A 20,215-nucleotide genomic window follows, 5' to 3' on the forward strand; every position below is an offset into this window, starting at 1 on the left:
CGGTTGCCCCATCAGCTCGACCACAGGAAATCCCGCACCACGGCCACCTGGTCGTCGGCCACCAGCGTGGGCGCGTGACCCACACCATCGAAGGTGACCAGCGTGGCCTTGGGTCCACGCTGCGTCATCTGCAGCGCCGTCTCGGGCGTGAGCAGGTCGGACTGCGCGCCCCGAAGCAGCAACGTGGGCACCTGGATCGCGTCGTACAGCCCCCAGAGGGCCGCCTCACCCGCCTGCACGATCCGCTGTGCGCTCGCCTCGTCGGCCGTGGCCGTCATGGCCTTGAACGGCACCGCAATCGCGGGGTCGTAGTGCAACCACCAGCGTCCATCTCGCTCGCGCAGAAGCGGACGCGAAAGCGCCTGCCACTGCTCGGGCGTGTGGGGACCGAAGCCAGCCGAAATGGTGGCCAGGTAAGCCACTGCTGCCTGTTCACTGTCGAACGACGGGTTGAGTCCGAGGTAGGTGCCGATGCGCAGCAGTGCTTCCCACTGAATCACCGGCCCCACATCGTTGAGCACCAGTCGGCGCAGCGCCATCTGCGGCTGGGCTGCCATTGCCATGCCGATGAGGCCGCCCATGCTGGTGCCCACCCAGTCGATCTGAAGGTCGGGCGCGTCGGCGCGCAGGTACGTGATCAGAGCAGCCATGTCAGCTGCGTAGGTGGGAATCTGGTATCCCATGGGGTCGGCCAGCCTATCGCTGTGGCCACGACCGGCCACGTCCACCGCGATCACCCGTGAGCGCTGGCGCAAGGTCTGGGCCAGGGTGTCGAAGTCCAGGCCTTGACGCGAGAGGCCGTGCACACAGACCACGACACTGCGGTGATCAGCGACCTGGCAAGACCAGTCCCAGTAAGCCAGACGGCGGGGTGCACCCGTCGCAGCGGGCACGCCGCCCACGGTGAGATGTTGGAGTTGGGGTGCTTGCATTGGTGCGAGGAGATGGAGAGGCGAGATGTGTCCGTGATAATGAACCGGGCACCGTTCAATCAATCGTAATGGAAGTGGGGATTTCACATGCTTGCCAACAAAACCGCCCTCGTCACCGGCTCCACCAGCGGCATCGGCCTGGGCATCGCCAAGGCCCTGGCGCGCCAGGGTGCCAACATCGTGCTCAACGGGTTCGGTGATGCCGAAGGCCCCAAGGCCGAGATCGCAGCGCTGGGTGCGAAGGTGGCCTACCACGGCGCAGACATGAGCAAGGCCGCCGAGATCGAAGCCATGATGGCTTTTGCCGCCGCGACCTTCGGGCAGGTCGACATCCTCGTGAACAACGCCGGCATCCAGCACGTGGCGCGCATTGAAGACTTCCCGGTCGATCGCTGGGACGCGATCATCGCCATCAACCTCACGAGCGCCTTCCACGCCAGCCGCCTCGCCCTGCCAGCGATGCAGAAGGCCAACTGGGGCCGCATCATCAACGTGGCCTCGGTTCACGGGCTGGTGGGTTCAGCCGAAAAGTCGGCCTATGTGGCGGCCAAACACGGCATCGTCGGCCTGACCAAGGTCACCGCGCTGGAGAACGCCACGTCCGGCGTGACCTGCAACGCGATCTGCCCGGGCTGGGTGCTCACGCCCCTCGTGCAGAAACAGGTGGACGCCAAAGCCGCCGCGCAGGGCATCTCCAACGAAGACGCCAAGAAGCAGTTGCTGGGCGAAAAAGAGCCGTCGATGCAGTTCACCACTCCCGAAGAGCTGGGCGATCTGGCGGTGTTTTTCTGTTCACCCGCAGGCAACAACGTGCGCGGCGTGGCCTGGAACATGGACGGCGGCTGGGTGGCGCAATAAGCGCTGATCCTCAACAAAAAAGGCCCGCACGAAGCGGGCCTTTGTCTGGGCGCAAGCTCAGCGCAGTTGGACCGAGCCCGACACCGTCACGTTGACCGTGGACTTGCCCGGCTCCACCGGCACGGCCGCGTCCGACATGGCGGCCTTGGCTTCCATGGCCATGGCGCGCGGCTGGAACGGGCGGCCTTCCTGGTCGGCCGAGCTCACTGCCACTTCGCGCAGGTTGTAGCCGGCGAAGCCAAAACCCTTGGCCACCTCGCCAGCCTTCGACTTGAAACGCTCGATGGCCATCGCCTGCACGTCCGACTCCAGCTTCAGCCGCGCTTCGCGTGAGAGCGAGAAGCCCATGTTGCTCATGGTGAGCGTCTGGATCTTGCCGGCGGTGGTGCTGATACGGGCGAAGTCGCGCCCTTCGAGCACCAGCTCGGTGCTGCCCTGCCAGCCGCTGATCTTGCCCTTGTCGGTGTATCGCGGGTACAGGCTGAACTGGCCGGTGCGCACTTCGAGCTGCTGGGGCTGGGCGCTGGCGCGGGCCACCGCCAGAGCTGCTTCGAGGGCCGCCTTGAGCTGGTTCTGCACGGTGACCGCATCGGGTCCTTCGCGCGTGGTGCTCAGGCTCATGCTCAGCCAGTCTTGCGGAGCTTCGAGGAAGCCGCTGGCCGAGAGGTTGACGACGTTGAGAGGTGGCGGCTGCACTCCCTGGGCGTTTGCCAGGGAGCCCATGGCGATGAGGGAGGAGAGAACGAGAGTGCGGAAACGAGGAAGTTGAACGGTGCGTTGGGCTGACAAGGTCATGGTTTGAATTTGTTTTCATGCGGCGACTGGCCACGCAGCTGTTCGCGCAGTCGGTGACGCTCTTCAACGGACAAGCGGTAAGGCTTGGCGTTGTCCTCCATGTCGTCGTAGGGCTGCCGCAGCACATCGCGCAGACGCAACACGTTGCGAGGCTCCCCGTCATCCACCGAAATGGGCAAGACCATCACCGATGCGTTGGTGGGCATCGGATGTGCGCGCTGATCCCCGGGTGCGGCATGCGCCGTTCCCAGTGTCAACATGATCAAGCCCAAGGGCAAATACGTTTTCATGGTCCGCTCAAGTATCGTCAATCCAGTCATTGTGTGATGTGCGTGTCATGAACGGTTCGACCGCACGGGCAACATCTGTAACAGCATGTCAGAAAAATAAAAATCCAGTGTTGACAAGCACTTGGCGCTGCCACAATCGCGTTTGTTACATATTCAGGAAGTTGCCTACATGCCACAAAACAACGCACGCCCCAACAAGATCCTCGTGGTCGACGACGACGTCCGCATCCGCGACCTGCTGCGCCGCTACCTCATGCAGGAGGGATTTGAGGTCATGCTGGCCGAAGACGGCAAGTCGCTCAACCGGGTTCTGCAGCGCGATTCGGTGGATCTGGTCGTGCTCGATCTCATGATGCCGGGCGAAGATGGCCTGTCCATCTGCCGCCGCCTGCGTGCCAACGGCGACCGCACGCCGATCATCATGCTCACCGCCAAGAGCGAAGACGTCGACCGCATCGTCGGCCTGGAAGTCGGTGCCGACGACTACCTGGGCAAGCCATTCAATCCGCGTGAACTGCTGGCCCGCATCCACGCCGTGCTGCGCCGCCGCCCCCCCACCGAAGTGCCCGGCGCGCCGTCTCAGGACCAGGAAGTCGTGAACTTTGGCCCCTTCGAGTTCGACCTGAGCCTGCGCACCCTGCGCAAGGAAGGCTCCGACCTGCCACTGACCACCGGCGAGTTCGCCATGCTCAAGGCGCTGGTGCGCCACCCTCGCCAGCCGCTGTCGCGCGAGAAACTGGCGCAACTGGCCCGCGGGCGCGAGTTCGAGCCGTTTGACCGCAGCCTGGACGTGCAGGTCTCTCGCCTGCGCAAGCTGATCGAGGAAGACGCGGCTTCGCCGCGTTACCTGCAGACGGTGTGGGGCGTGGGCTATGTCTTCGTGCCGGACGGCAACGCCTGATGTCGGAGGAGTCGCGGGTTCCTTTTGAAACCCATCCCACTTCACTGGAGACCGCACCTGCTCCGCTGGAACTGAGGCCCAGCCGAGGTTTCAGCCTGTTCTGGCGCACCTTCTTCTTTCTGGCCGTGTTGCTGGTGGGCTGCATCGTGGCTTGGCTGCAGACTTTCAGAGCGCTCGAGTACGAGCCCCGCGCCCTGCAGAGCGCCAACCAGCTTGCCTCGCTGGTCAACCTGAGCCGCGCGGCCCTGGTGCACTCGGATTCGATCGCACGGGTCTCGCTGATCAAGACCTTGGCCGACGAAGAAGGCCTGCGCATCGCGCCGCGCGAGCCCAACGACACCTTCCGCCTCTACAACACCGATGTGCTCAGCCGCAACGTGGCTGAGCGCCTGAGCGGGCGCCTGGGGCCTGGCACCTTGGTGGCGCGTGAAGTCAACGGCACACCGGGTCTCTGGATTGGTTTCAACATCGACGGCGACCCCTACTGGCTGCTCACCGACCCGTCGCGCATCGGCCCAGTGGCAGGCACCACCTGGTTGATCTGGCTGGGCACGGCTGCTCTGCTCTCGCTCACCGGTGCGGCGCTCATCGCCCGTTTGATCAACCGGCCGCTGAAGAAGCTGTCGTTTGCGGCCAGCCGCGTGCGAGAGGGCGACTTCAACGCCAGCCAGCTCAACGAAACCGTGGCCACCAGCGAAATCCGCGAGGTCAATATCGGCTTCAACCGCATGGCGCAGCGCCTGTCCAAGATCGAGCAGGACCGCGCGCTCATGCTCGCCGGCATCTCGCACGACCTGCGCACACCGCTGTCCCGGCTGAGGCTGGAAACCGAGATGAGCGTGGCCGACCCCATCGCCCGGGAGCACATGGCGGCCGACATCGAGCAGGTCAATTCGATCATCGACAAGTTCCTCGACTACGCCCGCCCCGATCACATCAAACCCGACCGGGTGAGCCTGAACCAAGTCGTCGATGCGGCGGTGTTCGCGCTGGGCGATGACGAACGCAACGTGTTCACCACCAGCATCCCGCCAGAGACCGTGGTGATGGGGGATGCGGTGGAGCTGCAGCGCGTGTTTGCCAATCTGCTGGAAAACGCCTGCCGCTACGGCCGTGACCCCCACACCGGCGTGGCGCGCGTGGACATTGCCGCCAAGCCCAAGGACGATTGGGTTTTGATCAAGCTGCGCGACCACGGACAAGGCGTGGACCCGGAAATCCTGGAGCAGCTGACCCAGCCGTTCTTCCGGGGCGACGTCTCACGGACCTCGGCCACCGGCACCGGCCTGGGTCTGGCCATTGTCGACCGCGCCATTGCCCGCATGGGTGGGCGCTTTGCGCTGGCCAACAGCAGCACGGGCGGCCTCTCGGCCCACTTGAAGCTGCAGCGCGCTCCCGCCTGATCCCGCCCAGGGCTCAGGCCCGCGCAAAGAGCATGGCCACGGCCCGCGCTTCGATGGAGAGGCCCTGCCCCACCGGACCGATCTTCTCGGCGGTCTTGGCCTTCACGTTGACCTGACCGAGCGACACGCCCAGCGCGCGGGCGATGCCCTCCACCATGCCCGGGATGTGCGGCGCCAGCTTGGGCGCCTGCGCGATCACGGTGCTGTCCACGTTGCCGATTTCGAAACCCGCCTCGCGCACGCGTCGCGCGGCCTCGTTCAGCAGCTCGCTCGAATCCGCACCTTTGAAACGCTCGTCGGTGTCGGGAAAGTGGCGGCCGATGTCGCCGAGCGCCGCCGCACCCAGCAAGGCGTCGGTGATGGCGTGCAGCAGCACGTCGGCATCGGAATGGCCCAGCAGGCCCTGGCTGTGCGGAATGTGCACGCCACCGATGATGAGTTTGCGACCGGGCACGAGCGCATGCACGTCCCAGCCCTCGCCGATGCGCCATGTCGGAGCCGGGATCGGGGTGTTCATGCGCGGCTCCTGAAGATGGCTTCGGCCAGTGCGAAGTCATCGGGGTAGGTGATCTTGAAATTGCGGGAACTGCCCTGAACCAGCAGCGGACGGTGGCCGGCCATCTCCATGGCGCTGGCTTCGTCGGTCACGCCGGCAAAGCCTTGTGAGGCGGTGGCGGCCAGCGCCGCATGCAACGTCCCCAGGCGAAACATCTGCGGCGTTTGCGCGAGCCACTTGCCCGCGCGATCCACCGTGGTCGTCACACGCCCATCGGTCTCGGCCTTGAGCGTGTCGGGTAAAGGAATGGCCAGCAGTCCACCCACCGGGTCGTGCAGACAGGCATCGATCAGCGCATCGACCATGGGCGCCGTGACCAGGCAACGCGCGGCGTCATGCACCAGCACCCAGTCTTGCGGGTTCGTGCCCTGGTCCAGCATGGCCTGCAAGCCGTTGAACACACTTTCAGCGCGAGAGCTGCCACCACAGCGCAGCGCGGTGACGCCGGGATAGCCCGTGGTCCAGAACGCGTCACCAGGCGCCGCCACCACCACGAGCCGTTCCAGCCGGGCCACCGCCCGCAACGCCGCCAACGTGTGCAAGACCATCGGCAACTCAAGGATGGGCTGGTATTGCTTGGGGACCTCGGTGCCGGCACGCGAGCCGGTACCGGCGCACGGCAACAAGGCGTGGCAACGGATGCCGGCCTCGGTAGAAGTGTGGGGGGTCAATTCGCGGGCGGCATCAGGCATGGGTGGCTGCATTCTAAAATCACGGCTCACACACCCCCTGCTCTCCCGAGCCGGGGGTGTTCGTCATGGACGGTCCGGGGCACATGCCCCGATCGCCCATCAGCCAACCGCCTTGCACAGCGCGCCGAACACTGCCCTTCATGGACCTGCCCAAACTCACCCCCGGCAAACGCTTCACCCTGCCCCACCCGGGCGGCTCGGCCGACGCGCTGTTGCTGGCGAAGCTGGCCGCGCGCGACAAGGCCGCGGGCCGGCTCACGGCCATCATCACGTCGGACGCCAACGACGCGCAGCGCCTCATCGACGAGATGGCGTTCTTCGCACCCGAGCTGCGCTGCGCCCTCTTCCCCGACTGGGAAACCCTGCCCTACGACACCTTCTCGCCACACCAGGATCTGATCAGCGAACGGCTGGCCACCCTCTGGCGCATCTCGCAGCGCGACAAGGAGACCGGCGCCGACGTGGTCCTGGTGCCCGCGACCACCGCGCTCTACCGCGTGGCGCCGCCAGCGTTTCTCGCCGGCTACACCTTCCAGTTCAAGGTCAAGCAAAAGCTGGACGAGGCGCGTCTGAAGAGCCAGCTCACGCTGGCGGGTTACCAGCATGTGACGCAGGTGGTGAGCCCGGGCGAATACGCGGTGCGCGGTGGCCTGATCGATCTCTTCCCCATGGGCAGCCCCGTGCCCTACCGCGTGGACCTGTTCGACGACGAGATCGACAGCATCCGCACCTTTGACCCCGACAGCCAGCGCAGCCTGTACCCGGTGCCCGAGGTGCGGCTGCTGCCCGGGCGCGAATTTCCCATGGACGACGCGGCGCGCGCGAAATTCCGCAGCCGCTGGCGCGAACTGCTCGATGGGGACCCGACCAAGAGCCGCATCTACAAGGACATGGGCAACGGCGTGGCCACCGCCGGTATCGAGTACTACCTGCCGCTGTTCTTCGACGACACCGCCACCGTGTTCGACTACCTCGGTGCGGACGCCACGGTGGTGCTGCACGGTGACCTGGAGCCCGCGTTCCAGCGCTTCTGGCAGGACACGAAAGACCGCTACCGCCTGGTGCACGGCGACCCGGAGCGCCCGGTGTTGCCACCCGAGTCGCTGTTCCTGGGCGTGGAGCAGTTCTATGCGCGGGCCAACGAGCACGCGCAGCTCGCCATCAAATCCGTTCGCCCTGAGCTTGCCCTTCGACAGGCTCAGGGCGATCGGGAGCCAGAGGCTTCGACAGGCTCAGCCCGAACGGCGTTTGTGCAATTCAACGGATTGCCAGACCTCTCCGTGGTGCGTGGTGCCGAAGACCCGCTGTCCCGCCTGCAAGGCCACATCCGCAACACGGCGCAGCGTGTGCTGTTGCTGGCCGAAAGCGATGGCCGGCGCGAGAGCCTGCTCGACTTTCTGCGCGCGAGCGGCGTCAACCCTCCGGCCTTCGACTCCTTGCTGGAGTTCCAGACCAGCAGCGAGAAGCTCGGCATCGCCACCGCCGCACTGGCCACGGGTTTTTCTTGGCTGGAAGACGGCATCGACTTCGTCACCGAGACCGAGCTGTTTGCCGCGAGTCCCACCACGCGCAGGCGCAAGAAGCAGGAACAGGTCAGCGACGTCGACGCACTGATCAAGGACCTCTCCGAGCTCAACCTGGGCGATCCGGTGGTGCACATCGCCCACGGCATCGGGCGCTACCGCGGCCTGATCAACCTGGACATGGGCGAGAAGAACGCAGACGGCACGCCAGCGCTGATGGAGTTCCTGCACCTGGAGTACGCCGACAAGGCCGTGCTCTACGTGCCGGTGAGCCAGCTGCAACTGATCGGCCGCTACACCGGCGTGGGCGCCGACGAAGCGCCCTTGCACCGCCTGGGCAGCGGTCAATGGGAGAAAGCCAAGCGCAAGGCAGCCGAGCAGGTGCGCGACGCCGCAGCCGAACTGCTCAACATCTACGCCCGCCGAGCCGCGCGCCAGGGCCACGCCTTCCGCTACTCGGCGCAGGACTACGAGGTGTTCGCCAACGACTTCGGTTTCGAGGAAACCGCCGACCAGCGCGCGGCCATCCACGCCGTCATCCAGGACATGATCAGCCCGCGCCCGATGGACCGGCTGGTGTGTGGCGACGTGGGCTTCGGCAAGACCGAGGTCGCGCTGCGCGCGGCCTTCGTGGCCGTGACCGGTGGGCGCCAGGTGGCCCTGCTGGCGCCCACCACGCTGCTCGCCGAGCAGCACTACCAGACGCTGGTGGACCGCTTCGCCAAGTGGCCGGTGAAGATCGCCGAGATGAGCCGCTTCCGCTCCGCCAAGGAAATCACCTTGGCGGCCAAGGGCCTGGCCGATGGTTCGGTGGACATCGTGGTCGGCACGCACAAGCTGCTGAGCGAAAGCGTGAAGTTCAAGGACCTGGGCCTGCTCATCATCGATGAGGAACACCGTTTCGGCGTGCGCCACAAGGAGCAGATGAAGGCGCTGCGCGCCGAGGTCGACGTGCTCACGCTCACCGCCACACCGATCCCACGCACGCTGGGTATGGCACTCGAAGGCCTGCGCGACCTGTCGGTGATCGCCACCGCGCCGCAGCGCCGCCTGGCCATCAAGACCTTCGTGCGCAACGAGGGCAACGGCGTGATCCGCGAAGCCGTGCTGCGCGAACTCAAGCGCGGCGGGCAGGTGTACTTCCTGCACAACGAGGTCGACACGATCGAGAACCGCCGGCAGAAGCTCGAAGAGCTGCTGCCCGAGGCGCGCATTGCGATTGCCCACGGCCAGATGCCCGAGCGCGAACTGGAACGCGTGATGCGCGACTTCGTGGCGCAGCGCTTCAACGTGCTGCTGTGCTCCACCATCATCGAGACCGGCATCGACGTGCCCACGGCCAACACAATCGTGATGGCGCGCGCCGACAAGTTCGGCCTGGCGCAATTGCACCAGCTGCGCGGGCGCGTGGGCCGCAGCCACCACCAGGCCTACGCCTACCTCATGGTCCCCGACATCGAGGGCCTCACCAAACAGGCTGCGCAGCGGCTGGACGCGATCCAGCAGATGGAAGAACTCGGCAGCGGCTTTTACCTGGCCATGCACGACCTGGAGATCCGCGGTGCGGGCGAGGTGCTGGGCGAGAACCAGAGCGGCAACATGCTGGAAGTCGGTTTCCAGCTCTACAACGAGATGCTCAGCGAAGCCGTGCGCTCGCTCAAGGCCGGCCGAGAACCCGACCTGCTCTCTCCCCTCTCGGTCACCACCGACATCAACCTGCACGCACCGGCCTTGCTGCCCAGCGACTACTGCGGCGATGTGCACCTGCGCCTGTCGTTCTACAAGAAGCTCGCCACCGCGCAGACCACCGACCAGGTGGACGGTCTGCTGGAAGAAATCGTGGACCGCTTCGGCAAACTGCCACCCCAGGCGCAGACGCTGGTCGACGTGCACCGCCTGCGCGTGCTGAGCGCTCCTTACGGTGTGGTCAAGGTCGACGCCGCACCAGGGGTGGTGCAGATCACCTTCCGCCCCAATCCACCGTTCGACTCGATGCGCATCATCGAGCTGATCCAGAAGAACCGCCACATCAAACTCGCTGGCAACGAGAAGCTGCGCATCGAGCGCGCTCTGCCCGAGGTGAAAGACCGCGTGCAGCTGGTGCGCGACGTGCTGCGATCGCTTGGTCAACCCATCCAACAACCCGTCACTGCCTGAAGGCACTCCACCCACCCCGTTCGGGCTGAGCCTGTCGAAGCCCCCGCCAACCCATGACCACCGCCACCGAATTCGCCTCCGGCCTCACCGTTCAAGGCTTCACGCCGCCACTCAAGCTCAGCGACTTCAAGCTGATCGCCTTCGACATGGACTCCACGCTCATCAGCATCGAGTGCGTGGACGAGATTGCCGACGCCGTGGGCAAGAAGGCCGAGGTGGCCGCGATCACCGAGGCGGCCATGCGCGGCGAGATCACCGACTACAAGGACAGCCTGCGCCAGCGCGTGGCACTGCTGCGCGGCGTCACCATCGCCGACATGGAGCAGGTCTACACCGAGCGCCTGCGCATCAACCCCGGCGCGGCCGAGCTCATCACCGCCTGCAAGGCCGCGGGTCTGAAAGTGCTGCTGGTCTCGGGCGGCTTCACCTTCTTCAGCGAACGCGTGCGCGAGCGTCTGGGCATCGACTTCACGCGCGCCAACGTGCTCGAAGTGGAAAGCGGTCCCAACTGCGGCCAGCTCACCGGCCGCATGGTCGACCAACCCTGGGGCGACATTTGCGACGGCGCCGAGAAGCGCCGCACCCTGCTTGAAGTGGCCTCGCTGCTGGGCATCGAGCCTGCACAGTGCATCGCCATGGGCGACGGCGCCAACGACCTGCCCATGATGAGCGTGGCGGGTCTTTCGGTGGCGTACCACGCCAAGCCCGCGGTGCGCGCGCAGGCGATGGTGTCCATCAACGAAGGCGGACTCGACCGTCTGCTCAACGTCCTTCGCTGAAGCGTCGTTGCCCTTTGCATGAAGGTGCGACAGCGCACAGACGACATGCAAATCTCTTTTTAGAGTCTGCACATTGGCGGTGGGGCTTGATGCCCCGCACCATGCGATGACCTTGCAAGCATGTTGGGCCACGCGTCTCAACCACTCCAAGGAACACTCCATGAAAACACGTCAATTTTTCCCCATCGTCATGCTCGCCGTGGCCGCTTCCGTCATGACTTTGGCTGGGTGCTCCTCCACCTCCAAGCAGTCTAGTACCGGTCAGTACATCGACGACACCGCCATCACCGGCAAGGTGAAGGCCGCGATCTTCAATGACGCTTCTCTCAAATCGGCGGAAATCAACGTCGAGACCTTCAAGGGCGCCGTGCAGCTCAGCGGCTTCGTGAATTCGCAAGCCGATATCCAGCGTGCCGTGGCCGTGACTCAAGGCGTCTCGGGCGTGAAGTCGGTCAAGAACGACATGCGTCTGAAGTAAGCCGCAGCCGCTCTTTTTTTACAGTCAACGCCAAAGGAGATCACCATGAAATCCATTGCATCGCGCTCAATGACGATCGCAGCTTCCATCGCCTTGCTCGCCGGCCTCACCGCCTGCAGCGGCATGTCGCGCCAAGACCAGAACACCGCCATTGGTGCGGGTGCTGGTGCGGTGGGCGGCGCCGTCCTCACCGGCGGCAGCACGATGGGCACCCTGGGAGGTGCTGCCATCGGGGGCCTGATCGGCAATCAGGTCGATACCAAGAAGTGATCCACAAGCCGGCCAGCGCCGGCTTCGGATCCATTGTTCAACCCTTATGAAAGACGCTCATGATCAAGTCTGACGATCTCTCCACTTTGGCTCACGACGCGGCGCAAACCGCGGAACGTGCCGCCCATTCAGCCCGCAACGGCATCGGCCAAGGCCTGCATGAAATGTCCAACGGACTGGAGCATGCGCGCTCGGAAACCGGACAAGCCCTGCGCCAGTTGGCCTCCGATTCGGACGCGCTGCTGCACCGTGGCATCGACAAGGTGCGTGGCGGTGCTGACCAGCTGCGTGAAAAATCGCTGCACGCCAAAGATGCGGCCACCACCTACATCCAGCACGAACCCATGAAGTCGATACTCATGGCCGCAGCTGTCGGCGCTGGGCTGATGGCGCTCGTGGCACTGTTCAGCCGCAACCACCACTCCGGCCGCTGATCGCGGGCGCAAACGTCCATGCTCCACCCCGTGTTCCGCCTCGCGGCGTCACAACCGCAACTGCTGGCGGAACACGCCGCGGGCTATGTCGGCCTGTTGGCCGAAGAACTGGCCGAGAGCGGTGCGCACTTCAAACGGCGCATCACCTGGCAGATCGTCGGGCTGCTGGGCTTGATGGTGGCAGCCATTCTCGGCGGCGTGGCCCTGTTGTTGTGGGCTTCGTTGCCAGCGGTGTCGATGCAGCAGCCTTGGTTGTTGTGGTTCGTCCCGCTGGTGCCGGCGGTGCTCGGTGCGCTGGCGCTGTGGGCGTCCAGCAGCGATAACGCGCAACCCGCTTTTGCCACACTGCGCGAGCAGCTTGATCAAGATGCCGCCATGTTGCGCAGAACCACATCGCCATGAACCACGCTGAATCTGCCCAGCAGCGGCTGGCACGCAGTCGAGCCCAGATGATGTTGTGGTTGGACACCGATCACTCGCGTCGCGAAGCTTTTTCGCACAGCGGTCTGGGCCAGTTCTCGGCGCTGCCGTGGGTCCGGAGCATCGGCAATCATCCGCTGGCCAGCCTGGCCTTTGGGGCTCTCACGAGATGGTGGATGAAGCCGCGTGCGACGCAATCATCCACAGCCCGTGTGCTGGCGCTGGGCACGGGCCTGGGCCTGCTGCGCCGTCGGCCGCTGCTCACCGTGGCCACCGTCACGGTGATCGGCGCATTGGCCTGGTGGACCCAGTTCCGCAAGCGTCCCCCTGCTCGATTGAAATAAGAAACAAGGAATCATCATGCTTTACACCATTGCCGTCGTGCTGCTCGTCCTCTGGCTGCTCGGCCTGGTCACCTCAACCACCCTGGGCGGCTTCGTCCATGTGCTGCTGGTGATCGCCGTCGTCATGGTGCTGCTGCGCGTGATCAGCGGACGCAAACCTTTCTGACGCCGCGGGGCTGGGAGCGTCTCAGCCACCCGCGCGTTTGACGGTGTGACCTCGCGCCTGGAGCGCGGCCATCACCTTCTCGACGTGATCGCCCTGGATCTCGATCACGCCGTCTTTCACGGTGCCGCCCGATCCACACGCTGCTTTGAGCTGCTTGCCCAAGGCGGCCAAATCCTGCGCTTCCATGGCCACCCCCCTCACCAGGGTGACAGCCTTGCCGCCGCGCCCCTTGGTCTCGCGCGACACGCGCACCACACCGTCGCCCGCGGGCGCAGCCTGGGCCTGCTTGCACACACATTGCGCCACCGGCTGGCGGCACGCCAGGCACATGCGGCCCGCTTCGGTGGAATAAACCAGACCGCTGGTGGAGAGCTTGCTTTTCATGGGGCTGGATCGTAGCGCGCTCCAACCGCTTGCACGCGCACCATCCCGGTACACTGGGTCGAAACATTCCAACGCCATGCCATTCCACGCTCTGGGCCTCGCGCCCGCCCTCGCCCAAGCCGCGGTCGAACTCGGCTTCACCGCCCCCACCCCCATTCAGCAAGCGGCGGTTCCTGCCGTGCTCAGCGGTGGTGACGTGCTCGCCACGGCGCAGACCGGCTCCGGCAAGACCGCCGCTTATGTGCTGCCGCTGCTTCAGCGACTGTTGGCCGACCCCGCGCGCACACCCCGGCGCGTGCGCGCACTCGTGCTGGTGCCCACGCGCGAGCTGGCGGCGCAGGTGGGCGAAGTCGTGCGCAGCCTGGCGCAACACCTGCCCACCAAGACCAAGACGGCCGTGGTGTTCGGCGGCGTCTCCATCAATCCGCAGATGCTGGCCCTGCGCGGCGGCGCCGATGTGGTGGTGGCCACACCGGGGCGTCTGCTCGATCTGGTCGAGCACAACGCTCTGAAACTCGCCGGTGTGGAACTGCTGGTGCTCGACGAAGCCGATCGCCTGCTCGACCTCGGCTTTGCCGACGAACTCGCCCGCGTGCTGGCGCTGCTGCCCCCCGTGCGCCAGAACCTCTTTTTCTCGGCCACCTTCCCGCCCGCCGTACAGGAACTGGCCAGCACCCTGCTGCGCGAGCCGCAGCGCATCGACGTGCCCGGCGTTGAAGTCGAAGAAGCGGTGATCCTTCAGCAGGCCTTTCTGGTCGACAGCACGCGCCGCACGCAGTTGCTGCGCCAGCTCATCAAGACTCAGGGCTGGCAGCGTGTGCTGGTGTTCGTGGCCACGCAGTACCTGGCGGAGCGCGTGGCCTCCAAGTTGCATCAGGGAGATCTGTACGCCACCTCGTTCCATGGTGGTCTGAGCCAGGGCGCGCGCAAGCAAGCACTGGACGAATTCAAGGAAAAGCGCTGGGACGTGGTGGTGACCACCGACCTGGCCGCGCGCGGCATCGACATCAGCCAGTTGCCGGTGGTGGTGAACTACGACCTGCCCCGCTCTGCCGTGGACTATGTGCACCGCATCGGCCGCACCGGTCGCGCGGGCGCCAGCGGCCTGGCGGTGAGCTTTGTCACCCCGGCCACCGAGGCGCATTGGCGCTTGATCGAAAAACGCCAGGGGCTGAGCTTGCCGTTGGAAGTGGTGCCCGGGCTGGAGCCCTCCGAGGTGGCACCGGTGAGCGAGGCTGGCGGCGGTGTCAAAGGCAAACGCCCCAGCAAGAAGGACAAGTTGCGCGCAGCTGCACTGGGCGCTGCGCCCGAGCGGTCCAAGCCGTAAATCGAGGTCCCACGCCCCGTCAGACGCCACCGGCGCGCAGCGTGGTCCGGGCACGAGCCACGCGGTGCTTCACAGCGGCCACGCTCACGCCCAGCAAGGCCGCCGCTTCCCCGTAAGACAGGCCGTCCACCGCGATGAGCCACAGCGCCGCTGTCTGGCTTGCGGGCAGCTCGTCGAGACCACTTTGGAGGCGCGCAAGCGCCTCGCGCTGCATGAGCTGCTCGCAAGGGCCCGGCACGGTGCACGGGGCCTCGTCCACCGCGTCGTCTCGCCCGAACTGCACCGGGCCCGCTGTCCCGCGCGACACGTGCTGCCGGGCGAGGTTGTGGGCAATCCCGAACACCCACGTCGACACCTCGGCCTCGCCACGAAACGCAGACCAACCCGCCACCGCTTGCAGCAGTGCCTGCTGCACCAGGTCGTCCGCATCACTGACCAGCGACACCCGCCGCTGCAGCGTGTAACGCAGCGCTCCCCCGTAGCGCAGGACCAGCGTGCGCCAGGCCTCATCCGACAAGCGCGGCCGCTCGGTGGCTGCCACACCGCCAGGAGCAACGTGGTCTGAGGGTGTGTCTTCGGGGGTGTCGTGGGGAGCAGGCAAGTACATGCCTGCAGTCTTGCCGCGCCGGGCACGCCGCGGAATCCCGCCACCACCCGATGGCATGCGCTCTGCGCGCTGGGCTCAGGCGCCTGCGGTCTCGCGCAGCCGAGACCAACAGCGCACCCAGGCCACCCATGGACAGCGAGGGGATACGCCCCGCGCACCCCCAACTCCATGGAGAACTGCATGCGCGAAAAATTCGAACAACTGGCCAAGGACTTCTGCGCCTTGGTGAAACTGCCCGACGCCGCCCAGGTGATCGCTGGCCAGGCCTTCGACGCCAATGGCATCACCTGCTCGTTGAACTACGACGAGGTATTGACCGGAGACCGCTGCTTCCTGTTCGCTGACTGTGGCCCCACCAGCCCCACCACACCCCCCGCGCTGTACCACGAGCTGCTGGTCCGCAATTTCAGCAACTTCACCGGTTCGGGCATCGGCTTCGGCATCTCGCCAAAAACCGGCCACATCTTTTACGCCGAACCGGTTCTGCTGGTCAGCACAACAGCCGACCAGTTGCTCAACACCTGCCTCTTCGCTGCCCAGCAGGCCCTGGAGCTGCACCAGAAATTCCCTGCCCCTGTGGCCAAGAAGTGAGGGGCTGGTCATGCACAAAGACGAAAACATCATCACGCTGAGTCTCGACAAGAGTGAATCACCCCATGCCCAGAAGCTCGAGCGAAAGTTCTCGAAGGCGGATGTGCACTTTCACCACAAGAACTACGCACAGCAGGGCTCCAACCCGCAAGAGCTGCTGGAAGCCATGGACTACATGCGCATGCAATACACCGTGCTGTCGCCCATCCCCACCAACCTGCTGGTGCAGTGCGGCAGCTGCGACGCCGCAGACCACCAACCCAAGCCACTGACCCCCAAACAGATGGCCAGCCTCGAGAAGCTCTGGAACGGGGGCGTGTGGAGCGATGTGCAGTGGGCGGAGTTCCAACCGGGCGCTGGATCGACCTCGCTCGACATCCACGATATGCCCAACTACTACATCTCGGACATAAAGATTCGTCAAGGCTTTCAAGTGGATGAAAAGACATACAGCACGTTGATCGCGAAGGACGGTCCGCTCTACTACAACACCATGGTGGACGACCAGACAGCTTCGGCCTACAGGGCGTTGAAGGACGAAGACAAGCACCGGTTCGACCCGATGGTGACCGGCCTGGTGCTGGGGGACATGCGCTGCAGCGAGATGCTGATCGACAAGCTGCGCCGCAATCCCGGTGTGTTCACCGGGGTGGGCGAAATCACCGTCTACAAGGAATGGGTGCAGGAGAAGGTGGGGGTCACCCTGCAGGCCGACATGCAGTCACGCGCCTGCGCACTGACCAAACTGATGAACACCTGCGGCGTGATCGGCATGCCCGTGGTGCTGCACTGCGACGTGGACGTGATGCCCTGGGACCGGAAGTTCAGCGGACCGGCGCACTTTGACAACATCTGCAGCTTCTTCGGCAGCAGCGAGTGCAAAAACACCACGATCATCTGGGCGCACGCCGGAGGACTGGGCAAGTATTCACGCATCCGCGACGGACACCTGGACCGCTTGAGGCAAGTGCTCAAGGACCCCAGCTTGAGCCACGTGCACTTCGATCTGTCGTGGGACACCGTGGCCAAGCAGCTGACCATGGACGACAAGGAAACTGCCGCTGACCCCAAAAAAATCCAGCAACTGGTGGAGTTGCTTGAGGCCTATCCCGACCGCTTTTTGTTCGGCTCGGACGCCTTGAGCCCCAACGGCGTCGAATTTTGGCGAGGCACGGAGATGGCCTACGAAGTGGTGTTCAAAAAGTTGAAACCTCAAACCGCCGACGCCATCAAGTTGGGCAACTACCAACGGTTGATCGTGGACGCACGCAACAAGGTTCGGCTGTACGAAAAGTATTGCGTGGACTACGCGGGACTTGCCACCGATATCCGTCAGGACAACGGGCGTCCCGAACATGTGAAGTGGGCCGTGCGTGAGGCGATCAAGGATGCGGTGGCCTATGGTCTGGCGTTGCGTGCTCACGAACTGGACGCCACGGTGGCCGCGCCACCAAAAGATGCGCAGGCTCATCTGGTCTCGCTGGCTGATCTGCGAGCGATCGCCACCAAGGTGCTGATGCCCAAAGAGGAGCCATGGGAGAAGGTGCCCACCTTCAAGCCCTACCTGGACCGCGCGCCGAAGATGTAACGACAGAAAGTCCCCGACCCACCGGGGCGTTCGCCTGCACCACCCAACCCAAGATTCCTGCCGACGCGACGAGCCACGACCGCGCGCGGCCCTCCCATTGAAAGCACCACCATGAACCCAAAAATCTTTGCCCTGCTGTGCGCCGACGCCAGCAAGGCCCTGGCCCTCAAAGACACCACCGCCCTGGGCTTGGGCCAACCCATCAGCATTCACGGCGTCGACGTGGAGCTGATGATGAAAACCTCGTTTCCCGCCGGTGTTCAAGTCATCTTCGAAGTGGGTGCACCCGAGCCCAAGCAACGCCAGGCCGTTTACGAAGCCCTGCTGGCTCAGCAAATGCTGTGGATGGGCGATCTCAATGGCCTTTTCTGCTACGACGCCAGCCACGACCGTGTGCTGTTCAGCGTGGGAATGCCCACCGACGACAACACCAAAGGCGAACAACTCGCCAAATCCATCCAGGGCTTCGCCGATCTGGTGCTGAGCTGGCGCAACGGCCTGCTCAAAGGCCTGCTGGATCCGGAGTGGCTGGATCGAGACGCATTGCTCGACAAAGCCGCCCACGCCTGAGGATGCCACCATGGAAAAAATGTCATCCTCCGAAGAGCACAGCGCCAGCCAAGATGCCGACCATCCTGCCAGGACAGATGAGGACCTGCTGGCTTTCATCAAGATTTTTGGTGCGCTCCCAGACGATCAGGCGATGCCGCCCTTGCCGTTGATCCCGGTAGGTCAAGGCGTGGCGCAGCTCAGCCATCGCGATCGGTTGAGCTTGTCCAAAGCTCTGGGCAACAGCCCGCCCAACAGCCCGAAGCCGACATCACCGCGCATCGACATCATGATGGTGCCGACCCCCCGTGACTCAGAGGGCATGGCCAACGAAGGCGCGAGCTGGGTCACCAAGCTGTTGGTGCAAATGCGCGCCCTGTCTGAGTTGTCCGACGACAACAAGGCGCAGCTGCTCAGCCAAGTACCGTCCCTGTCAGAAGCCAAGGCTCTGGCCACCCAGGAAACGCTGGCCAGGGTGAACGCGCTGACGGGTCGGCGTTGGCGCACCAGCATGTACTCTGCGTTGGTGATGTACTGGTTGACCTTCGGGCTGGGCAAGGTCGCGGGCAACGCCTACGGGGCGGCCATGGTGGCATGCGGCCTCCCGACAGCGGCGCTGTATGCGCCCCTGTTCACCATGCTGGGCGTTCCCTTCACGCAGGTGATATTTGGTGAGCCCTACGGCGGGGCGCTTCGCAGCGCGGGGGTGAGCTACGGATCACCCGATCAGGCGGCCTACATCAACCATCAGACCGCGCACGCGTTGTACATCCGCGCCTGGTTGGAGGACAACAAGGCCGATGAGGAGAAGTACCGCAAGATCATGAACGGCATCGTCGACGGTTTGATCAAGCGGGAACTGGTCAAGAAGCCCGACGGCACCTCGCGCATACCGAAACGGCTCCGCTCGAACGCCAGCGTGCCTGATCGCCATGACGATGGCACTGTCAAGCCCGGGCACATCGATCCCGCCAAAGCGGTGGTGGGTGCAGCGCGAACGCGTTCGTTCATCACGGACGAGGTACCGGTGCACACGTTCACCGTGCTCAACGGCATGTCGGGCTTTGCCAACCTGTTCTGGAAGCTCTTCATGGGTGGAGCGATGACACGGGTGCCCGACATGGTGGCTCACACGGTGATGGGCTCCATCGCCATGGTGACCATGTTCGAGTGGCAAAACGTCTGGCGGGCGCAGTACCAGGGCGTGGACCTGGCCGATGGCGGGCACCCGGCCGTCTTGGTCGCTCAGAAGGAAGCCGCTCGTGCGACCGTGGAGATCTGGCGCAAGCGCTACTGGGATGCACTTACCTTGCTCAAGAAGATCGAGGTCATGCTCGGTCGGGTGAACGAATACCGACACAGCCACGACCCCGAAGACAAGCACTGGAACGACATCCTTGGCCTTGAAGCCACCCTGATTGCGGCCCAGCGCCAACTGCGCGAATCACTCGCAAAAATCATGGCGTCCTCAAAACAGGCCAAGAAGGAGCTCAGTACATTGACCACGCGGGGCGCACGGGCCAATGTCGCGGCCAAAAAGATCATGTCTTCGATGGTGGGCGAGAGTTCAGCGCCAGAGCCCTGGCTGGATGGTGCCCCCATGCGAATCCGCAGCGTCTCACGCGTGCTGGGGTACATGACCGTGCTGGGAGCAACGGCGACCCACGCCATTTTGCTGGGTATGTCATTGATGGACTACGCCCAGCGGCTGCAGGAGGGCCAGGACATGGCGGCCCTTCAGTCGAAGGACGCCCTCGTCACGGAACCTCTGAATGTGCTGGGTTTGACCTCCGACCAAATGGTCGTGGCTTCGTTCACTGCGAGCACGGTCGCCTGCACCGCCATCGTGGGCTGGACGGCAAAGACTTTGTACGGTTTGCCTCTCTGGGAGCACGGCATCCATGGCATTGCGGGCATTGCCACACGGGCCCTCAAGGAAACCGCCAAATGCCTGGGCCTTGCACCAGATGCCACGCTGCCGGTTTACGCCGACCCCATCCCCGAACATCCCATCGAACCAGCTGACGGACCCGCCTACAGCAGCGATGAAGAGAGTTCGGAGGACAGCAACAAGCTGTACCCTCTGCCCAAGATCAAGACCGGAGACACTTCCTCGAGTTCGAGCAGCGAAGGTCGCCATCCCAATTGAAGTGGAGCGCTCGTGGACTGGG

At 64.6% G+C, this 20,215-nt stretch carries 23 protein-coding genes; 16 read left to right on the top strand and 7 right to left on the bottom strand.

Going from position 1 to position 20,215, the window contains the following annotated elements; translation table 11 throughout:
• Positions 1–11 precede the first annotated feature (11 nt).
• The gene (locus tag IV113_RS01380) at positions 12–932 is read right to left on the bottom strand and encodes an alpha/beta hydrolase (RefSeq protein ID WP_291080070.1); all 921 of its coding nucleotides are present in this window, start codon (positions 930–932) and stop codon (positions 12–14) included.
• An 87-nt stretch (positions 933–1,019) separates the two neighbouring features.
• Between IV113_RS01380 and IV113_RS01385 the strand changes: the two genes are divergently transcribed.
• Entirely contained in the window at positions 1,020–1,790 is a 771-nt protein-coding gene (locus IV113_RS01385; protein WP_291080072.1) for a 3-hydroxybutyrate dehydrogenase, read from the top strand.
• A 57-nt stretch (positions 1,791–1,847) separates the two neighbouring features.
• On the opposite strand, the gene IV113_RS01390 is transcribed toward IV113_RS01385, so the two are convergent.
• Both IV113_RS01390 and IV113_RS01395 read right to left on the bottom strand, forming a co-directional pair.
• Positions 1,848–2,513 carry an SIMPL domain-containing protein gene (locus tag IV113_RS01390; RefSeq protein ID WP_291080074.1) on the bottom strand — a complete coding sequence of 222 codons (666 nt, stop codon included), beginning with the start codon at positions 2,511–2,513 and terminating at the stop codon, positions 1,848–1,850.
• 68 nt (positions 2,514–2,581) lie between these two features.
• Positions 2,582–2,875 carry a hypothetical protein gene (locus tag IV113_RS01395; RefSeq protein WP_291080076.1) on the bottom strand — a complete coding sequence of 98 codons (294 nt, stop codon included), beginning with the start codon at positions 2,873–2,875 and terminating at the stop codon, positions 2,582–2,584.
• Positions 2,876–3,044: 169 nt separating this feature from the next.
• Between IV113_RS01395 and ompR the strand changes: the two genes are divergently transcribed.
• Positions 3,045–3,776 (top strand): two-component system response regulator OmpR, encoded by a 732-nt coding sequence (ompR, locus tag IV113_RS01400; protein WP_291080078.1) that lies wholly within the window; start codon positions 3,045–3,047, stop codon positions 3,774–3,776.
• A complete protein-coding gene (locus IV113_RS01405) occupies positions 3,776–5,179 on the top strand; it encodes an ATP-binding protein (protein ID WP_291080080.1) in 1,404 nt (467 codons plus the stop codon). Before ompR ends, IV113_RS01405 begins: the two co-directional genes overlap by 1 nt.
• A gap of 13 nt (positions 5,180–5,192) precedes the next feature.
• Here IV113_RS01405 and ispF read toward each other — a convergent pair whose 3' ends face one another.
• The gene (gene ispF / locus IV113_RS01410) at positions 5,193–5,696 is read right to left on the bottom strand and encodes a 2-C-methyl-D-erythritol 2,4-cyclodiphosphate synthase (protein WP_291080082.1); all 504 of its coding nucleotides are present in this window, start codon (positions 5,694–5,696) and stop codon (positions 5,193–5,195) included.
• Complete coding sequence (gene ispD / locus IV113_RS01415; protein ID WP_291080084.1) at positions 5,693–6,427, bottom strand: 2-C-methyl-D-erythritol 4-phosphate cytidylyltransferase; 735 nt, start codon at positions 6,425–6,427, stop codon at positions 5,693–5,695. Before ispD ends, ispF begins: the two co-directional genes overlap by 4 nt.
• Positions 6,428–6,567: 140 nt before the next feature.
• Here ispD and mfd point away from each other — a divergent pair, with 140 nt between their 5' ends.
• The 8 genes from mfd to IV113_RS01455 all read left to right on the top strand — a co-directional run bounded on the left by mfd (position 6,568) and on the right by IV113_RS01455 (position 12,998).
• Complete coding sequence (gene mfd, locus IV113_RS01420) at positions 6,568–10,107, top strand: transcription-repair coupling factor (protein WP_291080086.1); 3,540 nt, start codon at positions 6,568–6,570, stop codon at positions 10,105–10,107.
• Positions 10,108–10,160: 53 nt separating this feature from the next.
• On the top strand, positions 10,161–10,886 hold the full coding sequence (gene serB / locus IV113_RS01425; protein WP_291080088.1) for a phosphoserine phosphatase SerB: 726 nt from the start codon (positions 10,161–10,163) through the stop codon (positions 10,884–10,886).
• Positions 10,887–11,046: 160 nt separating this feature from the next.
• Positions 11,047–11,364: a BON domain-containing protein gene (locus IV113_RS01430; protein WP_291080090.1), complete on the top strand. Its 318-nt coding sequence runs from the start codon at positions 11,047–11,049 to the stop codon at positions 11,362–11,364.
• 45 nt (positions 11,365–11,409) lie between these two features.
• A complete protein-coding gene (locus IV113_RS01435) occupies positions 11,410–11,634 on the top strand; it encodes a glycine zipper 2TM domain-containing protein (protein ID WP_056277876.1) in 225 nt (74 codons plus the stop codon).
• A 59-nt stretch (positions 11,635–11,693) separates the two neighbouring features.
• Positions 11,694–12,068 carry a hypothetical protein gene (locus IV113_RS01440; protein WP_291080092.1) on the top strand — a complete coding sequence of 125 codons (375 nt, stop codon included), beginning with the start codon at positions 11,694–11,696 and terminating at the stop codon, positions 12,066–12,068.
• 18 nt (positions 12,069–12,086) lie between these two features.
• Positions 12,087–12,470: a hypothetical protein gene (locus tag IV113_RS01445; RefSeq protein WP_291080094.1), complete on the top strand. Its 384-nt coding sequence runs from the start codon at positions 12,087–12,089 to the stop codon at positions 12,468–12,470.
• Positions 12,467–12,832 (top strand): hypothetical protein, encoded by a 366-nt coding sequence (locus IV113_RS01450; RefSeq protein ID WP_291080096.1) that lies wholly within the window; start codon positions 12,467–12,469, stop codon positions 12,830–12,832. The genes IV113_RS01445 and IV113_RS01450 overlap by 4 nt, the downstream gene beginning before the upstream one ends.
• A gap of 16 nt (positions 12,833–12,848) precedes the next feature.
• Entirely contained in the window at positions 12,849–12,998 is a 150-nt protein-coding gene (locus tag IV113_RS01455; RefSeq protein ID WP_291080098.1) for a lmo0937 family membrane protein, read from the top strand.
• A gap of 21 nt (positions 12,999–13,019) precedes the next feature.
• Here the strand turns inward: IV113_RS01455 and IV113_RS01460 are convergent, their stop codons facing one another.
• Positions 13,020–13,382 (bottom strand): translation initiation factor Sui1, encoded by a 363-nt coding sequence (locus IV113_RS01460; RefSeq protein WP_291080100.1) that lies wholly within the window; start codon positions 13,380–13,382, stop codon positions 13,020–13,022.
• 76 nt (positions 13,383–13,458) lie between these two features.
• Between IV113_RS01460 and IV113_RS01465 the strand changes: the two genes are divergently transcribed.
• Positions 13,459–14,709 (top strand): DEAD/DEAH box helicase, encoded by a 1,251-nt coding sequence (locus IV113_RS01465; RefSeq protein WP_291080101.1) that lies wholly within the window; start codon positions 13,459–13,461, stop codon positions 14,707–14,709.
• Between the two features lie 19 nt (positions 14,710–14,728).
• On the opposite strand, the gene IV113_RS01470 is transcribed toward IV113_RS01465, so the two are convergent.
• Entirely contained in the window at positions 14,729–15,316 is a 588-nt protein-coding gene (locus IV113_RS01470) for a sigma-70 family RNA polymerase sigma factor (protein ID WP_291080103.1), read from the bottom strand.
• Positions 15,317–15,496: 180 nt separating this feature from the next.
• Between IV113_RS01470 and IV113_RS01475 the strand changes: the two genes are divergently transcribed.
• The 4 genes from IV113_RS01475 to IV113_RS01490 all read left to right on the top strand — a co-directional run bounded on the left by IV113_RS01475 (position 15,497) and on the right by IV113_RS01490 (position 20,193).
• Positions 15,497–15,907, top strand: coding sequence for a hypothetical protein (locus IV113_RS01475; protein ID WP_291080105.1), 411 nt, complete (start codon positions 15,497–15,499; stop codon positions 15,905–15,907).
• A gap of 10 nt (positions 15,908–15,917) precedes the next feature.
• Positions 15,918–17,495, top strand: a complete 1,578-nt coding sequence (locus IV113_RS01480; RefSeq protein ID WP_291080107.1) for a hypothetical protein — start codon at positions 15,918–15,920, stop codon at positions 17,493–17,495.
• A 111-nt stretch (positions 17,496–17,606) separates the two neighbouring features.
• Positions 17,607–18,065 (top strand): hypothetical protein, encoded by a 459-nt coding sequence (locus IV113_RS01485; RefSeq protein WP_291080109.1) that lies wholly within the window; start codon positions 17,607–17,609, stop codon positions 18,063–18,065.
• A gap of 10 nt (positions 18,066–18,075) precedes the next feature.
• Entirely contained in the window at positions 18,076–20,193 is a 2,118-nt protein-coding gene (locus IV113_RS01490) for a hypothetical protein (RefSeq protein WP_291080111.1), read from the top strand.
• The last annotated feature ends 22 nt before the right edge of the window (positions 20,194–20,215 follow it).

It is taken from the genome of Hydrogenophaga sp. (genome assembly GCF_018780385.1).
GTDB lineage: Bacteria > Pseudomonadota > Gammaproteobacteria > Burkholderiales > Burkholderiaceae_C > Hydrogenophaga.

What these genes read in the sequence shown, in the direction of transcription:
- IV113_RS01450 (WP_291080096.1), top strand. Translation starts at nt 12,467, where the DNA reads ATGAACCACGCTGAATCTGCCCAGCAGCGGCTGGCACGCAGTCGAGCC.
- serB (WP_291080088.1), top strand. Translation starts at nt 10,161, where the DNA reads ATGACCACCGCCACCGAATTCGCCTCCGGCCTCACCGTTCAAGGCTTC.
- IV113_RS01435 (WP_056277876.1), top strand. Translation starts at nt 11,410, where the DNA reads ATGAAATCCATTGCATCGCGCTCAATGACGATCGCAGCTTCCATCGCC.
- ispD (WP_291080084.1), bottom strand. Translation starts at nt 6,427, where the DNA reads ATGCCTGATGCCGCCCGCGAATTGACCCCCCACACTTCTACCGAGGCC.
- IV113_RS01455 (WP_291080098.1), top strand. Translation starts at nt 12,849, where the DNA reads ATGCTTTACACCATTGCCGTCGTGCTGCTCGTCCTCTGGCTGCTCGGC.
- ompR (WP_291080078.1), top strand. Translation starts at nt 3,045, where the DNA reads ATGCCACAAAACAACGCACGCCCCAACAAGATCCTCGTGGTCGACGAC.
- IV113_RS01380 (WP_291080070.1), bottom strand. Translation starts at nt 932, where the DNA reads ATGCAAGCACCCCAACTCCAACATCTCACCGTGGGCGGCGTGCCCGCT.
- IV113_RS01475 (WP_291080105.1), top strand. Translation starts at nt 15,497, where the DNA reads ATGCGCGAAAAATTCGAACAACTGGCCAAGGACTTCTGCGCCTTGGTG.
- IV113_RS01490 (WP_291080111.1), top strand. Translation starts at nt 18,076, where the DNA reads ATGGAAAAAATGTCATCCTCCGAAGAGCACAGCGCCAGCCAAGATGCC.
- mfd (WP_291080086.1), top strand. Translation starts at nt 6,568, where the DNA reads ATGGACCTGCCCAAACTCACCCCCGGCAAACGCTTCACCCTGCCCCAC.
- IV113_RS01390 (WP_291080074.1), bottom strand. Translation starts at nt 2,513, where the DNA reads ATGGGCTCCCTGGCAAACGCCCAGGGAGTGCAGCCGCCACCTCTCAAC.
- IV113_RS01445 (WP_291080094.1), top strand. Translation starts at nt 12,087, where the DNA reads ATGCTCCACCCCGTGTTCCGCCTCGCGGCGTCACAACCGCAACTGCTG.
- IV113_RS01405 (WP_291080080.1), top strand. Translation starts at nt 3,776, where the DNA reads ATGTCGGAGGAGTCGCGGGTTCCTTTTGAAACCCATCCCACTTCACTG.
- IV113_RS01460 (WP_291080100.1), bottom strand. Translation starts at nt 13,382, where the DNA reads ATGAAAAGCAAGCTCTCCACCAGCGGTCTGGTTTATTCCACCGAAGCG.
- IV113_RS01470 (WP_291080103.1), bottom strand. Translation starts at nt 15,316, where the DNA reads ATGTACTTGCCTGCTCCCCACGACACCCCCGAAGACACACCCTCAGAC.
- IV113_RS01385 (WP_291080072.1), top strand. Translation starts at nt 1,020, where the DNA reads ATGCTTGCCAACAAAACCGCCCTCGTCACCGGCTCCACCAGCGGCATC.
- IV113_RS01395 (WP_291080076.1), bottom strand. Translation starts at nt 2,875, where the DNA reads ATGAAAACGTATTTGCCCTTGGGCTTGATCATGTTGACACTGGGAACG.
- IV113_RS01430 (WP_291080090.1), top strand. Translation starts at nt 11,047, where the DNA reads ATGAAAACACGTCAATTTTTCCCCATCGTCATGCTCGCCGTGGCCGCT.
- IV113_RS01440 (WP_291080092.1), top strand. Translation starts at nt 11,694, where the DNA reads ATGATCAAGTCTGACGATCTCTCCACTTTGGCTCACGACGCGGCGCAA.
- IV113_RS01480 (WP_291080107.1), top strand. Translation starts at nt 15,918, where the DNA reads ATGCACAAAGACGAAAACATCATCACGCTGAGTCTCGACAAGAGTGAA.
- IV113_RS01465 (WP_291080101.1), top strand. Translation starts at nt 13,459, where the DNA reads ATGCCATTCCACGCTCTGGGCCTCGCGCCCGCCCTCGCCCAAGCCGCG.
- IV113_RS01485 (WP_291080109.1), top strand. Translation starts at nt 17,607, where the DNA reads ATGAACCCAAAAATCTTTGCCCTGCTGTGCGCCGACGCCAGCAAGGCC.
- ispF (WP_291080082.1), bottom strand. Translation starts at nt 5,696, where the DNA reads ATGAACACCCCGATCCCGGCTCCGACATGGCGCATCGGCGAGGGCTGG.